The organism is Arthrobacter sp. FB24 (assembly GCF_000196235.1).
In the GTDB taxonomy this organism is placed as follows: Bacteria; Actinomycetota; Actinomycetes; order Actinomycetales; family Micrococcaceae; genus Arthrobacter.
The window spans coordinates 72,612-88,519 of sequence record NC_008537.1 but is presented as its reverse complement, the minus strand read 5'-3'; the positions used below and the strand labels follow the sequence as shown (position 1 = coordinate 88,519).

15 protein-coding genes are annotated in these 15,908 nt (G+C 65.1%); 7 read left to right on the top strand and 8 right to left on the bottom strand.

Annotated features, from left to right (window positions below):
- Positions 1 to 218 precede the first annotated feature (218 nt).
- Positions 219 to 1,649, bottom strand: a complete 1,431-nt coding sequence (merA, locus tag ARTH_RS21600) for a mercury(II) reductase (protein WP_011689641.1) — start codon at positions 1,647 to 1,649, stop codon at positions 219 to 221.
- A gap of 105 nt (positions 1,650 to 1,754) precedes the next feature.
- Between merA and ARTH_RS21595 the strand changes: the two genes are divergently transcribed.
- Positions 1,755 to 2,147 carry a heavy metal-responsive transcriptional regulator gene (locus ARTH_RS21595; RefSeq protein ID WP_011689640.1) on the top strand — a complete coding sequence of 131 codons (393 nt, stop codon included), beginning with the start codon at positions 1,755 to 1,757 and terminating at the stop codon, positions 2,145 to 2,147.
- 468 nt (positions 2,148 to 2,615) lie between these two features.
- On the opposite strand, the gene ARTH_RS21590 is transcribed toward ARTH_RS21595, so the two are convergent.
- The 4 genes from ARTH_RS21590 to ARTH_RS21575 form a co-directional block, all read right to left on the bottom strand.
- The gene (locus ARTH_RS21590) at positions 2,616 to 3,023 is read right to left on the bottom strand and encodes a four-helix bundle copper-binding protein (protein WP_011689639.1); all 408 of its coding nucleotides are present in this window, start codon (positions 3,021 to 3,023) and stop codon (positions 2,616 to 2,618) included.
- 115 nt (positions 3,024 to 3,138) lie between these two features.
- Positions 3,139 to 4,029, bottom strand: a complete 891-nt coding sequence (locus ARTH_RS21585) for a F510_1955 family glycosylhydrolase (RefSeq protein WP_011689638.1) — start codon at positions 4,027 to 4,029, stop codon at positions 3,139 to 3,141.
- A gap of 82 nt (positions 4,030 to 4,111) precedes the next feature.
- On the bottom strand, positions 4,112 to 4,753 hold the full coding sequence (locus ARTH_RS21580) for a DUF305 domain-containing protein (protein WP_011689637.1): 642 nt from the start codon (positions 4,751 to 4,753) through the stop codon (positions 4,112 to 4,114).
- Positions 4,754 to 4,901: 148 nt separating this feature from the next.
- The gene (locus tag ARTH_RS21575; protein WP_043431415.1) at positions 4,902 to 5,381 is read right to left on the bottom strand and encodes a hypothetical protein; all 480 of its coding nucleotides are present in this window, start codon (positions 5,379 to 5,381) and stop codon (positions 4,902 to 4,904) included.
- A 575-nt stretch (positions 5,382 to 5,956) separates the two neighbouring features.
- Between ARTH_RS21575 and ARTH_RS21570 the strand changes: the two genes are divergently transcribed.
- The 3 genes from ARTH_RS21570 (at position 5,957) to lgt (ending at position 10,737) form a co-directional block, all read left to right on the top strand.
- Positions 5,957 to 6,529, top strand: a complete 573-nt coding sequence (locus ARTH_RS21570; protein ID WP_011689635.1) for a recombinase family protein — start codon at positions 5,957 to 5,959, stop codon at positions 6,527 to 6,529.
- 75 nt (positions 6,530 to 6,604) lie between these two features.
- Entirely contained in the window at positions 6,605 to 9,571 is a 2,967-nt protein-coding gene (locus ARTH_RS21565) for a Tn3-like element ISArsp6 family transposase (protein WP_011689634.1), read from the top strand.
- Between the two features lie 206 nt (positions 9,572 to 9,777).
- Positions 9,778 to 10,737: a prolipoprotein diacylglyceryl transferase gene (gene lgt, locus ARTH_RS21560; RefSeq protein WP_011689633.1), complete on the top strand. Its 960-nt coding sequence runs from the start codon at positions 9,778 to 9,780 to the stop codon at positions 10,735 to 10,737.
- Positions 10,738 to 11,039: 302 nt separating this feature from the next.
- Here the strand turns inward: lgt and ARTH_RS21555 are convergent, their stop codons facing one another.
- From ARTH_RS21555 to ARTH_RS21545, 3 genes are read right to left on the bottom strand one after another with little or no spacing between them, the layout of a single operon-like run.
- Positions 11,040 to 11,675, bottom strand: coding sequence for a DUF3105 domain-containing protein (locus ARTH_RS21555; protein WP_011689632.1), 636 nt, complete (start codon positions 11,673 to 11,675; stop codon positions 11,040 to 11,042).
- A 31-nt stretch (positions 11,676 to 11,706) separates the two neighbouring features.
- Positions 11,707 to 12,396: a DUF305 domain-containing protein gene (locus ARTH_RS21550; protein ID WP_011689631.1), complete on the bottom strand. Its 690-nt coding sequence runs from the start codon at positions 12,394 to 12,396 to the stop codon at positions 11,707 to 11,709.
- Positions 12,393 to 13,157, bottom strand: a complete 765-nt coding sequence (locus ARTH_RS21545) for a M23 family metallopeptidase (protein ID WP_011689630.1) — start codon at positions 13,155 to 13,157, stop codon at positions 12,393 to 12,395. The genes ARTH_RS21550 and ARTH_RS21545 overlap by 4 nt, the downstream gene beginning before the upstream one ends.
- A gap of 1,095 nt (positions 13,158 to 14,252) precedes the next feature.
- Here ARTH_RS21545 and ARTH_RS21535 point away from each other — a divergent pair.
- The 3 genes from ARTH_RS21535 to ARTH_RS21525 all read left to right on the top strand — a co-directional run bounded on the left by ARTH_RS21535 (position 14,253) and on the right by ARTH_RS21525 (position 15,893).
- Entirely contained in the window at positions 14,253 to 14,987 is a 735-nt protein-coding gene (locus ARTH_RS21535) for a ZIP family metal transporter (protein WP_011689628.1), read from the top strand.
- 139 nt (positions 14,988 to 15,126) lie between these two features.
- Positions 15,127 to 15,582 carry an ArsR/SmtB family transcription factor gene (locus ARTH_RS21530; protein ID WP_156810873.1) on the top strand — a complete coding sequence of 152 codons (456 nt, stop codon included), beginning with the start codon at positions 15,127 to 15,129 and terminating at the stop codon, positions 15,580 to 15,582.
- A complete protein-coding gene (locus ARTH_RS21525) occupies positions 15,579 to 15,893 on the top strand; it encodes a TFIIB-type zinc ribbon-containing protein (protein ID WP_011689626.1) in 315 nt (104 codons plus the stop codon). The genes ARTH_RS21530 and ARTH_RS21525 overlap by 4 nt, the downstream gene beginning before the upstream one ends.
- Positions 15,894 to 15,908: the final 15 nt, after the last annotated feature.

The window sequence follows — 15,908 nt, the reverse complement described above, 5'->3', positions numbered from 1 at the left end:
CGAGTGAATGAAGGGGTTGGTGCCCGGGTTGAAACCCTAAGAGCGAAACCTTCACATGTCCGGACTTCCCTGTGTCCGGCCGGTAGCCGGGAGGTGAACATCGATTCTGAGAACAAGATCAACGGTGCGACACGAATCACCGCCGAAGGCCGGATATCTTCACCAATTCTCACGTGGTGGTATGGCGTTTCCTTTCTTCAGGCGGAGGGGGCCGCGTTTTAGGCGCAGCAGGAGAGTTTGGAGACGTCTGTGGTGAAGGCCTTGCAGGCGATCCTGATGCCCTCGGCCATGGTCAGGTAGGGGCTCCACATGCCGGCGACCTGCCCGGTGGTCATCCCCGCCTCGAGCAGGTAGACGCCCGCGGCGGCCAGCTCGCCCGCGTCCTTGGCCACGGCGGTGAGGCCCACGATCCGGCCGGTGTCACGGTCGGCAACGACTTTGATGAATCCCCGGGTATCGCGGTTGACCAGGGCCCTGGGGACGTAGTTCAGGGGCAGCACCCGGCAGTCGCAGCGGATACCGGCAGCGACCGCGTCCTGCTCAGTCATCCCGACGGCACCCACAGCCGGGCTGGTGAAGGTCACCCGCGGCAGATGCCGGTAGTCGACCTCATCCACGGCGTCGGTAAACGCGTTCTCCACGGCAAGGGCGCCGTGGGCCGCGGCGACGTAGACGAACTCACGGTGGCCGGTGACATCCCCTGCAGCCCAGATCCTGGGGTTCGAGCTGGCCAGACGGGAATCGACCACGATCTCACCGGACGTGCCGGTCTTCACCCCGACGGCGTCGAGGTTCAGCCCCTCGGTGACGGGCCGGCGCCCCAGGGCCACGAGCAGCCGGGAGGCCCGGAACACTTCCTGTCCACCGGCCACCGAAGCGGTGGCGCTGACCCCGCCGGTGGCCTCATCGAGGCTCACTGAGTCCACGGTGGCCCGCCGGACCACCCGGATCCCCTCATCCGCGAAGACCCCGGCCAGCGCCTTGGATACTTCCGGCTCCTCGTGCGAGGTGAGCCTGGAGCGGACGAGCATAGTCACGCGGGAGCCGAGCCGGGAGAACAGCTGCGCCTGCTCTAGGGCGACATAGCCGCCGCCAAGGACCAGCAACGATTCGGGCACTTCGTCCAGTTCCATCGCCGTGGTCGAGGTCAGGTAGCCGGTCTCGGCCAGTCCGGGAACGGGCGGCGCCCATGGTGTGGAGCCGGTGGCCACAAGGTAGTGTGCGGCCTCGATCGTCTCAACGGCACCGCCCGGTGAGGTGACCTGGAGCAGAGGTGTGTCCTGGGTCCCGGTGAATACCGCGTCTCCCTGGAGCATGGCCCAGCCATAGTCCGCGGCAAGGTCGACGTACTTCTCTGTCCGCATGCTTTCAACAAGTGCAGCCTTGCCCTCGATGAGGGCCGAAATGTCCACGGCCCCGGCCGAGGCCATCACGCCGGGGAAGCGGGCCGAGTCCAACGCCACGTGCCGGGCGTCCGCGGCAGCCAGGAGCGCCTTCGACGGCACGCACCCGGTGTTCACGCATGTCCCGCCCAAGGTGCCACGCTCAATCATCACTACCCGCTTGCCCAGCCCCCTGGCCCGGATCGCGGCCGCAAACGCCGCGCCACCGGAACCGATGATCGCCAGATCGAACCGTTCGTTTCCCATACCGCTGTCCTTCCCAATGCATCAAAAAGCCCTTTGGAACCATCATCAACCTTCCAGTACAGTGGAAGGTCAAGTCGATGCATTGCATGAGGGAGAGCGGCGAAGATGAAGATCGGGCAGGTCGCAGAAACAACCGGGACCACGACCAAGACCCTGCGGTTCTACGAAGCAGAAGGGCTGCTTCCTCCCGCCGAACGCACCGCCTCCGGCTACCGCGATTACTCAGAAGACGTCGTGGGCCGGATCGGTTTCATCCACCGCGGCCAGGCCGCAGGGCTCACCCTCGCCCAGATCAGGCAGATCCTGAACATCCGCGACCGAGGCCAGACGCCGTGCTCGCACGTCCGGGAATTGCTCGGGCAGCGCTTGACAGAGCTTGATGCCCAGACCACTGAGCTCCTGGCCCTTAGGGAAACGATCTCCCAGCTTTACGCCCAGGCAGCCGAACCCAAACAACCCGAGGCCTGCCCCCCAGACGAGATCTGCCGCTACCTCTGACCCGTCACCGTCCCGCCGAGGCTACCCGCACTCAAAGACAACGAGTACCAGGCTGTCACTTTCGTGTTGGAATTGCGACGAAAGTGCAAGCGGCCCGGCCGCATCACGCCCCCCCAGTGGGCCCCCTCAAACTGCGATTTCCGCTCAAAGTGGGACCGAATCAGATTGACATTCTCAGGAGCCATCTGCACGGAATTTCACACTCGTCTGCACTTGTTCTGGAACGTCGCTGTCAGTTCAGAAGTCGTCCGCACGAATTTTTCGTCTGCGCAGCCGTCGAGGTCACGGCTGCACCCGTGCGGCCGCGCCGGCACAACCTCCAGGCTTCCTGGTAGGGCTCATTGAACGGGGTGCAGACCACGGGCGTGTTCTTGACGGTGTACTCCGGCTGGTTAACGTCGTCGTCCTGAACGCCTTGTGCCCGGCCCCGGCCCCCGTGCCCTAAGAACGCGCAGCTACCGAAAGGTCCTAGCCTGCGGCCAGCAGGACACCGCACGCGGCTTCGCAGCGGCGGCAGGCTTCGGCACAGATCCGGCAGTGCTCGTGCATCCCCGCGTGCTTTTGGCACTCTTCGGCGCAGGCGGCGCACGCTGCCCGGCAGGCCTCCAACGCCGCAAGCGTGATGGGACTCTGCCCTCCGGTCTGCCGGGACAGGAGGTTCCCTGTGGCCGCGCAGACATCGGCGCAGTCCAAATCTGTCCGGATACAGGTGGTGAGCTCGGCGACCATGTCCTCGCCCAGACACGCGTCCGCGCAGGCCGTGCATGTCTGGGCGCACTCGAAGCAGGCGGCAATACATCCGGCCAGGCTGTCCCGGCTCATGGCAGGGTCTGCCTGGGGGTGGGCGTTGAGCATGGCGCTGACGTGGTGGCTCATGGGGTGGCTCCTGTCGCTGGGCGAGGGGGCGGCCGGGCCGTTCCCGGCCGTCCCCCTCACCCTAGACCCGCCGGCGGTACGCCCGACAGGTCAGGGACAACCCGGAATCACGGGGCTATTCGGCGCCGGCTGGCTGGAACGTCATTCCTCCGTCCGTGGAGGCAACGATCCCGTCCGGGGTGGCAGCCCAGATCCGTGGACTGCCGTCGTCGCCCTTGACTGCGGCGATGGCCAGCACCTGGGCCTCGATGCGGCCCTTCTTCGTCCAGGTCTGTCCGGTGTCAGCGGAGTAGTGCACGGTACCGTTGGGTTCAGCACCTACGGCCTCGGTCGGGTTCGCGAAGGCGGCGAACTGGATCACGGGGCCGCCTTCCAGCGGCTTCCATGTGGTGCCGGCGTCGGTGGAGCGCTGGATTCCTTCCTGGGTGGTGGCCAGAACGGTGTCACTGCCGGGATGCCCGGCCAGGACTGCCGGGGTAAACCCGGCTGACACGGTTTTCCAGGTCTTCCCGTCGGGGCTGGTGCGCAGCGTCCCATCGGAGGCAATGATGCCGGATTTGGTGGTGGTCATGGCGTGGAAGTCGGATTCGCCCTGCCGGGAGAGCTGTTCCCAGGTTTTGCCGCCATCAGTGGACTTCAGCAAACCCATCGGGTTGGGCAGGTCCGATCCGGGCCCAGGGTGGCCGGAGGCGTAAAACGGGCCCTTGTCACCGGCTGTGGTGAAGCCCATCAGGTCGTTGGTGTCACCGATTTTGGTGGCCGGGGACTTGGTGACGTCGAAGAGGCCGTCGTGGGTGGCCAGCAGCACCTGGCCGGTTGTGCCGTTCACGGTGAGTCCATGGACGTGGGAGCTGGGAAGGCCCGGGGCCGCAGTGGTCGGTGCGGTGCCGGCCTCCGGCGTATCGGTGGTGGAGCCGGGGGTGCAGGCGGTCAGGGTCAGCAGGAGGGCGGCGGCTGCGGCGAGGGCAGCCGCTGGACGGGGACGGGTCAAAGAGTGCAGGGGCACGGGGAACTCCAAAGGCTCAACGGGAATGTCTGTGGGAGGGCACCGGCCCCCGGGAAGGGGGCCGGTGCCGGATGTGGGCTGGCTACAGGGTGGCCAGGAGGTCTTTCATTTCCTGGATTTCGGCTTCCTGGGAGCTCACGATCTCCTTGCTGAGCTGGACGGCGTCGGCGTTCTTGCCGTCGGTGGTTTCGGTCTTGGCCATCATGACGGCGCCCTCATGGTGGGCGATCATCTGGGTCAGGAACAGCCTGGCGGCCTCGGTGCCCTGCGCGGCCTCGAGTTTGGCCATGTCGTCCTGGCCCATCATCCCGGACATGCTGTGGGTCGAAGGCATGTTCGTGGGCATCATTGTGGGCTGGCCCCAGCTTTCCAGCCAGCCGGTCATTTTCTCGATCTCGGGGCCTTGGGCCGCTTTGATCTTGGTGGCAAGGTCTGTCACCGCGGCGGGAATGCCTTCTTTCTTGAGCATGATGTCGCTCATGGCCACGGCCTGGGTGTGGTGCGGGATCATCATCTGCGCGAACATGGTGTCCGCGTCGTTGAACTCCGCCGAAGCTGCTGCCGAAGCTGCCGGGGCTGAGCTTGAAGCCGTGCCGGAGCTGCCGTGGTTCATGCCGGACGTGGTGCTTGCCTCCGGACTGCCGGTCCCCGAACCGGCGGAGCAGCCGGCGAGGGCGATTGCTGCGGCGATGGCGGCAGCGGAAAGGGTCAGGGTCTTCTTCATGAAAATCAGGGTCCTCAAAAGTATCAGCGGCGCTCAGGGCGCCTTGGACATTGCGCGCAGTGGCCGGCCCGGCCGGAGACCGGACTGTTTCACGCGTGCTGGTGGCTGGACTATGCGCCGGGGAAGGACACGGCGCAAGCGTGCCGGCTTACGTCCGGCTGATACAGAGCTCGCCCGGGGAAGGGCTGCCCGGTGAGTAGGAATAGTTGGTGCCGACGACGGCCGCGCCAGCGAAATCCGGCAGCGCGGACGGTGCCGTTCCCGGCATGGGAGCTGTCTGAGGCGTGTTTCCCTGTGACAGCACGCAGGCATTGCCCGTGGCGGACATCTCGGGGCACGACCCTGCAGCGGAACAGGAAGACGACAACCCGGTAGCCGCACCGACCACTGGTGCCGCAGCCGGTGACAACCCTGGCCCGTGGCCGGCGTTGGCACCGGTCGGCATGCCTTCCATCTGCGCCATGGCCGGGGCCGCAGCTGTCACGGAGATGCCATGCTCCGCGGTCATGTTCTGCGCATCGGTCATGATGTGCATGCCGAAGATTCCGGCGATGATGGCCAGGGCCGCGGTCAGAAATCCTGCACGGAGGAGGAAAGCGGTGACGGGGCCGCGCGATACTGCGGTCACAACGTTTCCTTCCTTCCGTGCCGGTTCGATAATCCAAGGGTACCGGCCGGGGGTTTCCTCGCAGGTCACGACCATAGGTTTCAACGTGCCAGGGAGGGGTTCAGTTTCACCATCCGGTGCCGGTGCTCTACGACTGTCCTTGACCGGAGTCAGGAGTAAGGTATCGGGTTACGCGGGCCCTTGTGCCTGGCCTGAGTGATGCGCGCGGCCTCGCCGTCGGCGGGGACGGCCGCTTTCCCTGGCAGAGGCTGTGTACCGCGTCGAAGAGTTAGTTGCCGCTAAACGTGTACCCGGCAGAGGTGACCGCCTCACGCACCGCAGCTCATTCGAGGCCATCTGTGCGAAAACCGCGAACCCAGCTGTGAAAAAAGGCGGCCATTTGCGGTTAACAGTCACAGCTCGGGCGGCTTGTGAATTCGTCCATATCCGCCCGGCGCCACCATGTCCGGTAACGATCGTTCACAAGACACTTCGGACCGGTTTTTCGGAACCGCGGAACCACGCGGTCAGCTTTGTAACGCTTGCCGTGTACGCGGCTGTGTAACGTACAGCAGGGTTAGTGATACGTTTTGGTCATGCGAATCGGATACGGTCGGGTCTCCACCCGTGACCAGCACCCCGAAGCCCAACACGACGCCCTGACAGCGGCCGGCTGCGATCAGGTCTACATCGACACAGCCTCCGGAAAGCTCTCCCGCAGACCCGAACTCGACAAGGCCCTGCTCTCCGCAAACAGGGAAGGCGACCAGCTCGTCGTCACCAAACTCGACCGGCTCGGGCGGTCCCTGGAGCACCTCATCGACCTGTCCAAGACGCTGCAGGAACGCGGTGTGGACCTGATCGTCCTGGACCAGGGCATCGACACATCCACCGCCATCGGCCGGATGTTCTTCCAGATCCTCGGATCGATCGCCGAGTTCGAACACGCCCTCATGTCCGAACGAACCCGGGACGGGCTGGCCGCCGCACGTGCGCGGGGCAGGACCGGCGGACAGAAACCAAAACTCGGCCCCCGCCAGGTCAGGCTTGCCCGGGAAATGTACGAGGAGAAAAACGCCGACGGGAAACGGGCCCACACCGTCGAGCACATCGCCCAGGAATTCGGCGTCACCCGGCCCACCATCTACCGGCACTTGGCGAAGCCATGAGCGGTGGCCGTCCGCTGCTGCAGGTACAGATGCTGACCCCGTGGGGCGGCAACGTAGCGGCAAAGGAGACATGAGTTGGCTCTGCGTTCTTTGCTCACGGCTGCCGAGCGCGGCCAAATCCTGGCAATGCCCGCTGAAACAGAGGACCTTGCAGCCCACTACACGCTCAGTGATGCGGATATGTCGTTGATCCGGCAACGCCGCGGGGACGCGAACAGGCTGGGCTTTGCGGTCCAGCTGTGTCTGCTGCGCCACCCGGGCATCGGGCTGGCCGACGACACCGACGTGCCGCCGGAACTCATTGCCTGGCTGGCCTCCAGCCTGGGCGTTTCCATTGATGCCTGGGACGAGTATGGAACACGTGAGGAAACGCGGCAGGAGCATGGACGGGAGATCCGCGGGTATCTGGGCATGTCAGCGTTCGGCATCGCGGACTACCGCTGGCTCGTGGAGCATGTGGGTGTTGTGGCTGCGCACACGGACAAGGGCCTGGTCCTGGTCGAAAGCGCGAGGGATTTCCTGCAGGCAAGGAAGGTCGCGTTGCCCGGGATCGGGGTCATTGAAAAGGCCTGTGCGCAGGCGCTGACCAGGGCCAATAGGCGGATTTACCTCACTTTGGGTGAGCAGCTGACCGTGGGTCACCGGCAACGCCTCGACGGGCTGCTGCGCCGCCGCCGCGATAGTTCTCTGACGGAAATCGGTTGGCTGCGGCAGGCGCCGCTGCGACCCAACGCGCGGGCGATGAATGAGCACATCGACCGGCTCACCACCTGGCGTGCGCTGGAGCTGCCCTGGGCTGCGGGACGGCTGGTTCATCGGAACAGGTTGCTGAAGCTTGCCCGGGAGGGTGCCTCGATGACCGCGGCGGATCTGGCCAGATTTGAACCGGCACGCCGGTACGCGACCCTCTTCGCCATGGCCACCGAAAGCATGGCCACCGTCACCGACGAAATCATCGATCTGCACGACCGGATCATCGGCCGGCTCATCCGGACCGCACAGAACAAGCAAAACCAGGCCACCCTGGCATCCCGCTCCACCGTCGCCGCCATGATGCGCATCCATTCCAGGCTCGGTGATGCCCTCTTTGAGGCCAAGGAAAACGGCGAAGATCCCTTCGCCGCCATCGAAACGGCCATCGGCTGGGAATCCCTGGCCGAAAGCATCGCCCACGCCAAGGAACTGACCCGCCCGGCCCTCGAGGACCCCCTCGCCCTCGTCAGCGCCCACTTCACCACCCTGCGCCGCTACACCCCGGCATTTCTTGCCGTCCTTGACCTCAACGCGGCCCCGGCGGCACAGGACCTGCTGGCAGCAATCAACCTCGTCCGCACCCTGAACACCGCCGGAGCCCGAAAAATCCCCGACGATGCGCCCACCTCGTTCGTCCGGCCCCGGTGGAAGCCGCTGGTCTTCACGGAAAACGGCATAGACCGGGGCTTCTACGAGTTCTGTGCCCTCGCGGAACTAAAGAATGCGCTTCGTTCCGGAGACTTGTGGGTCACCGGATCCCGTCAATTCCGTGACTTCGATGACTACCTTCTTGCCGGTCCTGACTACACGGTTATGAAAACCACCGGGAAGCTGCCTCTGGTCACGACCGACGGCGGCGAAAGCTATCTCCAGAACCGGCTGGCCCTGCTCAACGAACGGCTGCACCATGTCAACGACCTCGCCTCCCGCGATGAACTGCCCGGGGTGATGGTCACGGACAAGGGCGTGAAAATCACCCCGCTGGAGACAATCGTGCCAAAACACGCGCAGCCACTGATCGATCAGGCAAGCGCAATGTTTCCGCGGATCCGGATCACCGATCTGTTGATGGAAGTTGATGGCTGGACCGGGTTCACCCGCCATTTCACCAGCCTGAAATCCGGCCAGCCCTCCAAAGACAAGCAACTTCTTCTCACCGCCATCCTCGCGGACGGAATCAACCTGGGCCTGACGAAGATGGCCGAGTCATGCACCGGCGTCAGCTACGCCCAGCTGGACCGCCACCAGGCCTCCTACATCCGGGACGAAACCTACAGCGCCGCTCTGGCGGAACTGGTGAACACCCAGCACGGACACCCCTTCGCCGCACAGTGGGGCGACGGGACCACCTCCTCATCGGACGGGCAGCGGTTCCGTGCCAGCAGCAAAGCCGAATCCACCGGGCATGTGAACCCCAAGTACGGTGCCGAGCCCGGCCGGCTGATCTACACACACATCTCGGACCAGTACTCGCCCTTCCACAGCAAGCTCGTCAACGTCGGCGACCGCGACGCGACCTACGTCCTGGACGGGCTGCTCTACCACGAGTCCGACCTGGCGATCCAGGAGCACTACACGGATACGGCCGGATTCACCGATCACCTCTTCGCTCTTATGCACCTGCTCGGGTACCGGTTCGCCCCACGGATCCGCAACATCGGCGACACCCGTCTCTACACACCTACCACCGATCCGGGACTTGCCACGTTGGCGCCGCTGATCGGCGGGACCATCAACACGAAAATGATTGCCCTGCATTGGGATGAAATCCTCCGCCTCGCCGCGTCCATCAAGACCGGCACCGTGACCGCGTCCCTGATGATGCGAAAACTCGGCGCCTACCCGCGCCAGAACGGGCTCGCACTCGCGCTGCGGGAGCTGGGCAGACTGGAGCGGACCCTCTTCCTGCTGGACTGGCTCCAGAACCCCGGCCTGCGCCGCAAAGTCACGGCCGGCCTGAACAAGGGCGAGGCCCGGAACACCCTCGCCCGGGCCGTCTTCTTCAACCGCCTCGGCGAAATCCGCGACCGCTCCTTCGAACAGCAACGCTACCGCGCCAGCGGACTGAACCTTCTCACCGCGGCCATTATTCTCTGGAACACCGTCTACCTCGACCGCACCATCACCACCCTCAATAAGGACGGGAACGCCACGGACCCTGACCTGCTGCGGTTCCTCTCACCCCTGGGCTGGGAACACATCAACCTCACCGGCGACTACACCTGGCCCCGCGCCAACCAGATCAAACCCGGCAAATACAGGCCACTACGCCGCCCGGCAAAACCTTAACGTCGGATATTTCACTTTTTCACAAGCCACCCCTGAAAGGTCCTCAGCGCGAAGTGTGAGGGCCGAGGCGGGACGCAGACAGGCTGGCGGGGGGCACTCGCGGTGGACTGACGGATCCATGCCTGGCGACCATTCATCCAATGTGGTAGCGCATACCATCTAGAAGGGCATCATGGCCCGCTTCTCCTATCTAAGGGACGGGTTCCTTGCGAGCTTCAGCACTGCCGGACTTCTTCATACCGTCGCCGACGGTCAGCGCTTTCGAACTCGGGCCGCTGACCATACGCTTCTACGCGCTCTGCATCCTGGGAGGCATCGTTCTGGGGACCTGGCTCAGTGCCCGCCGTCTCCGGGCCCGGGGCGGTACAACTGCGCAGGCCCTGGACATCATCGTGTGGGCCGTTCCGTTCGGCATCATCGGTGGCAGGATCTATCACGTCATTACAGATAACCAGCTGTATTTCGGGCCGGGGAAGGATCCGTGGGGGGCTTTCCGAATCTGGGAAGGCGGGCTCGGAATCTGGGGCGCCGTCGCCTTCGGCCTTGTCGGCGCCGCCATCGGGGCACGACGGGCCGGCGTCCGCTTGGCAACATTCGCGGACGCTGCCGCCCCGGGGCTGCTCCTGGCACAGGGACTGGGCCGCTGGGGTAACTGGTTCAACAATGAGCTTTACGGGGAGCCGACGGCTCTGCCGTGGAAACTCCAGATCCACGCAATGAACCCGGCCACCGGCCAGGCGGTGACCGCTGCCGATGGCACCCCGGAGGTCCTTGGATACTTCCAGCCGACGTTTCTCTACGAGTCCTTGTGGTGCGTGGCCGCCGCGTCGCTGCTGATGCTCCTGGATCGCAGGTACAAGCTCGGCGCCGGATCGGTGTTCGCCCTCTACATCGTCTTCTACACAGCCGGCCGCTTTGCCTTCGAGCTGATGCGCTCTGACTATGCCAACACGATCATGGGGCTGCGCGTGAACACCTGGGTTTCCGGTCTGCTCTTTCTTGCCGGCCTCGGGCTCTTCCTGGTCCTGAGATCCCGGCCACGGTCCGAAGCGATCCCCGGAACAACCGGCAAAGTCGGCGCCGTTGAAACCCACACTGACGGGCGCCCTCCCGAGCCGCGCCGGGATACGCCGGACGGCAGAAACGATCGCCACCGATTGCGATGATAAGGGTGCATTCGAACCATCGTCGCAACACCTGAGCATTTAAATACGGCAATTGAAGCCCGGTCAACCAAGTTTCCGCAATCACCGATGGGTCAAAGATCCGGAATCGGCAAGGACGATGGATTGGCGCTGCAGCGCCGATAAGCATGCCGACGACGCGATAAGGTTCCGGGTATCCATCTCGTCTGCCAGGGCGTTGACTACGCCGTCGTAGGCGCTCGGCGCGCGGTCGCTGCCCTTCGATGGCTCTGGTCGCGGCTGCTTGCCCCGACGGCGCAGTTAGCTGGGTGGAGCGTTTCGGGTCAGCCCTGGACGCCGCCGGTGCAAACTGCGCCGGGCTCAGGGGTTTGGGGGCCTTGCCGGTACTTCGTGATGAAGGCCGCCAGGCGCTCGTCTGCCGCGTTGTCTGTGGAGAGCTGTTTTCCCCATGCGGTGGCGGTCACCGGGGAGGCCTGATCGGTGACCGGGCTGAGCAAGAGGTAGTCCTGCGTGCCGGCGAGGTCGGTTAGCTCTGCGATCTGGTCTTTTGCCAGATCCGGCCGGTAGGAGAGCCACACGGCGCCGTGCTCGAGGGAGTGCACGGCCTGGGTCTGCTTAACAGGGGCCGTATAGATGCCGCAGTTCGTCCACACCGGGGCGTGGTCCCCGCCCGTGGCCGGTGTCCGCGGGTAGTTGACGGGTTCGCGGGTGTGGTTCCTGGACTGGTCGGGGTAGTCCTGCTCGCCTTCCACCGGACGGGAATCCGCTGCCTTGGTCTCTTCGCGCTGCCGGACCTCGCCGACGACCACGAAGGTCACCGCCGCGATGATGGAGCCGACCAGCACCGCGCCGGTGCCGTAGATCAGCCAGGCCCGCCGTCTCCGGGCAGCGCGCTGCTTGGCCTGCAGCGCCTTGAGAATCGCCGTGCGTTCCTCGGACGCCTTCCTCGGTGCAGCCATGGGGCTTTCTCGCTTTCTTCGGAGTCAGTGGTTACAGTGTGGCGCGCAGCTCTTGAAGGGCAGTGATTTCCGTGGTCTGGGCTTCCAGGATCCGGGCGGCGAAGTCCCTGACCCGGGCGGTCTCGGCAAGTCCGACGGCGGCTCCGGCCATGGCGACCCCGCCCTGATGGTGCCGGATCATCAGGTCCGCGAAGAGCCGGTCGGCCTCGGGCCCGGCCGCGTTGCGCAGTGCCTGCATCTGGTCGGGCGTGGCCATCCCTTCCATGGTTCCTTCGGCGGTACCCTGCCCGGTGTGCGTGGCACCCTGATGGGTGCCGCCTCCTGCCCGCATCCACGCCATCGGCGGCGTCGGTCCTGACGGGGATAGACCCCAGTCCTGGAGCCAGGCAAACATTTGGCCGTTCTGGTGCTGCTGCGTGGTGGCGATATCGTAGGCGATTGCCCGGATTTCCTCGTTGCCCGATTTGTCCCGGATCAACAGCGCCATCTCCACCGCCTGGGCGTGGTGTGCCTGCATGTCGCGGGCAAACCCGGCGTCCGCACCGGTGTCCGGCACGGCCTTGGGTCCGGCGGACAGCCGGCCGATGGCGAAGAAGGCTGCGGCGGTGAGGAGCGTGACGGCCACGAAGATGATCCAGAGGCGTTGGTGGAGACGCTCCGATGTTCCTGCCGGGTGTCTTCGCGGCGTCCCGGCGCGTGGTTCGGACCAATTGTCGGTCATGGTTGTATCCAGCCTCGGGGGTCGACGGTGAGCCCGTTGCGCACGACTTCGAAGTGGAGGTGGCAGCCGGTGGAGTTGCCTGTCGTTCCGGCTCCGGCGAGCCTCTGACCCCGGGCCACGTCAGCCCCGATGGTTGTCTCGATGGAGGAGAGGTGGTTATAGGTGCTTTTCATGCCGTTGCCATGATCTACTACGATCCGGTTGCCGCCGCCGTTGGGGGACCAGCCGGCCTCCACGACAGTGCCCGCTCCGGCGGCGAAGACGGCCGTCCGGCAGGCTGCCTGCAGGTCCAGGCCGGTGTGCAATTCCCCGGGTCCGCCTGTGATGGGGCTGGTGCGGAGCCCGAAGGGAGAGGTGACCGACATGGCGGCCAAGGGAGCGCCCAGGCCCTTGGAAGCCGGGGCCGAGGAAACAACTGCCGCTACTTGGGCGGGCGCGGCGATGGTGGTGACGTCTGTCCTGGGGAAGGTGAGGGTGGCCGCAGCGGATGCTTCGACGCCAGGGCCTGCTGTCTCGGGTGCCTCCTGCGCAGCTGCCGGTCCGGATATTTCATGTCCGAGCTGGGCGTGGGCGGCAGGGAGGCCGGCAGCGAGCAGCACCGCTGCCGCCATCGCTGACGCGCCGGGGATCCACCCGCGGACAACGGGCCTGGCTTCGGCGCCGCGTGTGAAGTGGCGTCCTGCCGCGGCAGGGGCGGCCCGGTGGCGCCGGCGGTCGTTCGGTGTCGCCATGCGGCGTCCGCGGCGGGAAGGAACTGGCACGGGGATCCTTTCGGGTCGCCTGCGATCGACGGCCGCGGCAAGTAAAGCTGCCCCGGGCCCGGCGAATCGCGCACGCTCATGCGTGACCCGTGGCAGGCGGCCCGCCCGGGAAGCGGTATCGGAAGTTTTAGTACAGGAAATTCTGAATCAACGTTACAACCAAAGGCCTTCCGTTACAATTCTGTGACAATCTGGCCCCGTGAGTACCCGGGCTGGTGCGAGTTGTTCTACGGCCGGTAGAATTAAAGGACTGTGAATATCTTCATACGATCAGTTGACCCGGTCAAATTGCTCACCGCAGGGCCGGCCCCGGGCCGGGACAGCCGCAATCGCACTGGCAGGCTGCGGAGCACAGGATGACCTTCCCGATCGGGCGCGGGCGGGGTCACAACAAGAAGTACATCGCCGGAGTCGGCTCCGTCAGCGAATACCCGCAGGAATCCAGGGGCGCCAACATTTCCCTCGGCTGCCGGCTATTCAGCGGGAAGCAATCTCCCCGAGGCCCGGGCCGGCAAGGTCGTTTTGCTGAACGTCCGGCATGTAGCCTGCAGTCCCGGCCGTGCCGAGCCGCCGGACCTGTCCGCATCCATAAGGATTCCAAAGACGAGGGCGTTCAGTTCTACGGGGTCAATGCCCGCGACGACGCCCGACCGCAGTGGCCTTCGAACGGACCTTCTCCGCGGGCTTCCCTCAGCTTTGATGACAATGTTGGCGGCATCCTGCCGTCGATGACCCGGTTCGTCCTCCCGCGGGCTGTCCCTGCGACCCGCGTTTTGGACAAGCAGGGTCAGGTCATCGCCCGAATTCTGGGCATTTCGTCGAAAGCACCCTGAAAGCGCCAATCACCGCAGCAGCCGAAGCCTGGACGACCCCTCTGAGGGGCGAGCCAAATCATGATTGTCCGATATTGCTCAAAAGACCGCGGAATGGGCCCCTGCCGGCGAAAGGGGAAGGTACCCTGCCATCGTGGACTGGTCTCGCTGGTGGTGATGCCACCGTGCGCGCCGTACCTCGGATGGAGGCCCTCTCGGGCCAGCCGCTCCATCATCAAACCCACGCCTCGGTCACATGGCACAAGCTTCGGGAGATGACATCATGACAGGAACATCAGCGGCCGTTGCCGATGCCGCAGTTTTTGTGGCCTTCCCCGTGGCGGCGGCCATCATCGGCTCCGTCGTCGCCGTTCTGCGTCCCCCGGGCCCGAAGACCACCAGCGCTGTCCAGCATTTCGCCGCGGGGGTCGTGATGGCAGCACTGGCCGGTGAGGTGCTTCCAGACCTGCGGAACGAAGGAAGCCTGCCCTGGGCCATCACCGGGTTCGTTGCTGGCACGGCGGTCATGCTGACTCTTGGCGCGCTCGGCCGGCGGCTCGAGAAGAAGCAGGAAACGCCCGGGTCCGGGCTGCCGGTGGGCTTGCTCGCGGCCGTGGGAATCGACCTGCTCCTGGACGGCATCCTCGTCGGCCTGGGGGCGTCGCTCGGTGCGCGACAGGGCCTGATCCTGACGATTGCTCTGACCATCGAAATACTCTTCATAGGCCTGTCCGTCACGATCAACCTGACCCGGAACGGCCTGTCGCAGACCCGGGCGGTAGCCACGACCAGCAGTCTGGGCCTGCTCACGGGCGTCGGAGCCGTTGGTGGAGCGGCTGCCCTCGGCGGTACCAGCAACCAAACCCTGGCTCTGGTACTTGCCTTCGGTGCCGCCGCACTCCTGTACCTGGTCGTCGAGGAACTACTGACTGAGGCCCACGAGCACGCCGAAACCGCCTTCCTGGGCGCCATGTTTTTCCTCGGCTTCCTCACCATCTATGTCATGGCCGGCCTCTAGGCTGCCTAGGGATCCGGGCACCTCTGCATCCCCCGACCACGCGATCTTCAACCGCCTGGTCCGCCACGCCCCACTCTTACCCGGTCGTTGATAGATCCTGTCCCATGGCTAATATCTGAACAAATGATAATGTGTTCATATGAACACTCATGTTCGGCCTCTTCGAAGCCCCCACGGGGTGTCCGGGCCCCGGTTGGCCGGCGAAGTAGCGAGTGTCGATGCCCTCCGTAATTCCTTGCCGTCCGCGGCCGACGTGGTGCGCCTCGCAGAGGTGTTCCGGCTGATGGCCGACCCCGGCCGTATCCGGATTCTGGCCGCTTTGCTTGAAGCAGGTGAGGTCTGTGTCCATGATCTGGCTTCGGTGAGCGGGCTCAGTGAATCCTCGGTGAGCCAGGCACTTCGGCTCATGCGGGCGCAGCGCGTCGTTGCGGGCCGCCGCGCGGGCCGACACGTTTTCTACCGGCTCGATGACAGCCACGTCAGGATGCTTCTTGATTTGGCCATCACTCACGTCGGCCACTCTCCGGCCACCAGCTCAGCCGTCCCGGCCGGTTCCGAACCAGCCATGCACCCTATCCATCAGGAGCCCTCATGAACGTTTTACCCGCCGCTCTGACCTGCCCCAAATGCGGGGCAGAAATGCGCCCCTACGAACGCAACGGCATCGTCATCGATCAATGCACCGGGTGCCGCGGCATTTTCCTGGACCGCGGCGAACTGGAGTCCCTGATAGATGCCGAAAGCTCCTTCTACGCACCACCGGCCCCCGGCCCGGGATTCGGCCAGCCGCAAGGTTCTGACCGCAGGGAGGGCCATCACGGTGGCCACGACGGCCGCGGTTCCGGCCACGGGGACAGGCACGATGGCCGCAAGCGCGGCGGATTCCTCGGGGACCTCTTCGGGTAAGACCTGACACGCCCC

What these genes read in the sequence shown, in the direction of transcription:
- merA (WP_011689641.1), bottom strand. Translation starts at nt 1,649, where the DNA reads ATGGGAAACGAACGGTTCGATCTGGCGATCATCGGTTCCGGTGGCGCG.
- ARTH_RS21595 (WP_011689640.1), top strand. Translation starts at nt 1,755, where the DNA reads ATGAAGATCGGGCAGGTCGCAGAAACAACCGGGACCACGACCAAGACC.
- ARTH_RS21590 (WP_011689639.1), bottom strand. Translation starts at nt 3,023, where the DNA reads ATGAGCCACCACGTCAGCGCCATGCTCAACGCCCACCCCCAGGCAGAC.
- ARTH_RS21580 (WP_011689637.1), bottom strand. Translation starts at nt 4,753, where the DNA reads ATGAAGAAGACCCTGACCCTTTCCGCTGCCGCCATCGCCGCAGCAATC.
- ARTH_RS21570 (WP_011689635.1), top strand. Translation starts at nt 5,957, where the DNA reads ATGCGAATCGGATACGGTCGGGTCTCCACCCGTGACCAGCACCCCGAA.
- ARTH_RS21555 (WP_011689632.1), bottom strand. Translation starts at nt 11,675, where the DNA reads ATGGCTGCACCGAGGAAGGCGTCCGAGGAACGCACGGCGATTCTCAAG.
- ARTH_RS21550 (WP_011689631.1), bottom strand. Translation starts at nt 12,396, where the DNA reads ATGACCGACAATTGGTCCGAACCACGCGCCGGGACGCCGCGAAGACAC.
- ARTH_RS21535 (WP_011689628.1), top strand. Translation starts at nt 14,253, where the DNA reads ATGACAGGAACATCAGCGGCCGTTGCCGATGCCGCAGTTTTTGTGGCC.
- ARTH_RS21530 (WP_156810873.1), top strand. Translation starts at nt 15,127, where the DNA reads ATGAACACTCATGTTCGGCCTCTTCGAAGCCCCCACGGGGTGTCCGGG.
- ARTH_RS21525 (WP_011689626.1), top strand. Translation starts at nt 15,579, where the DNA reads ATGAACGTTTTACCCGCCGCTCTGACCTGCCCCAAATGCGGGGCAGAA.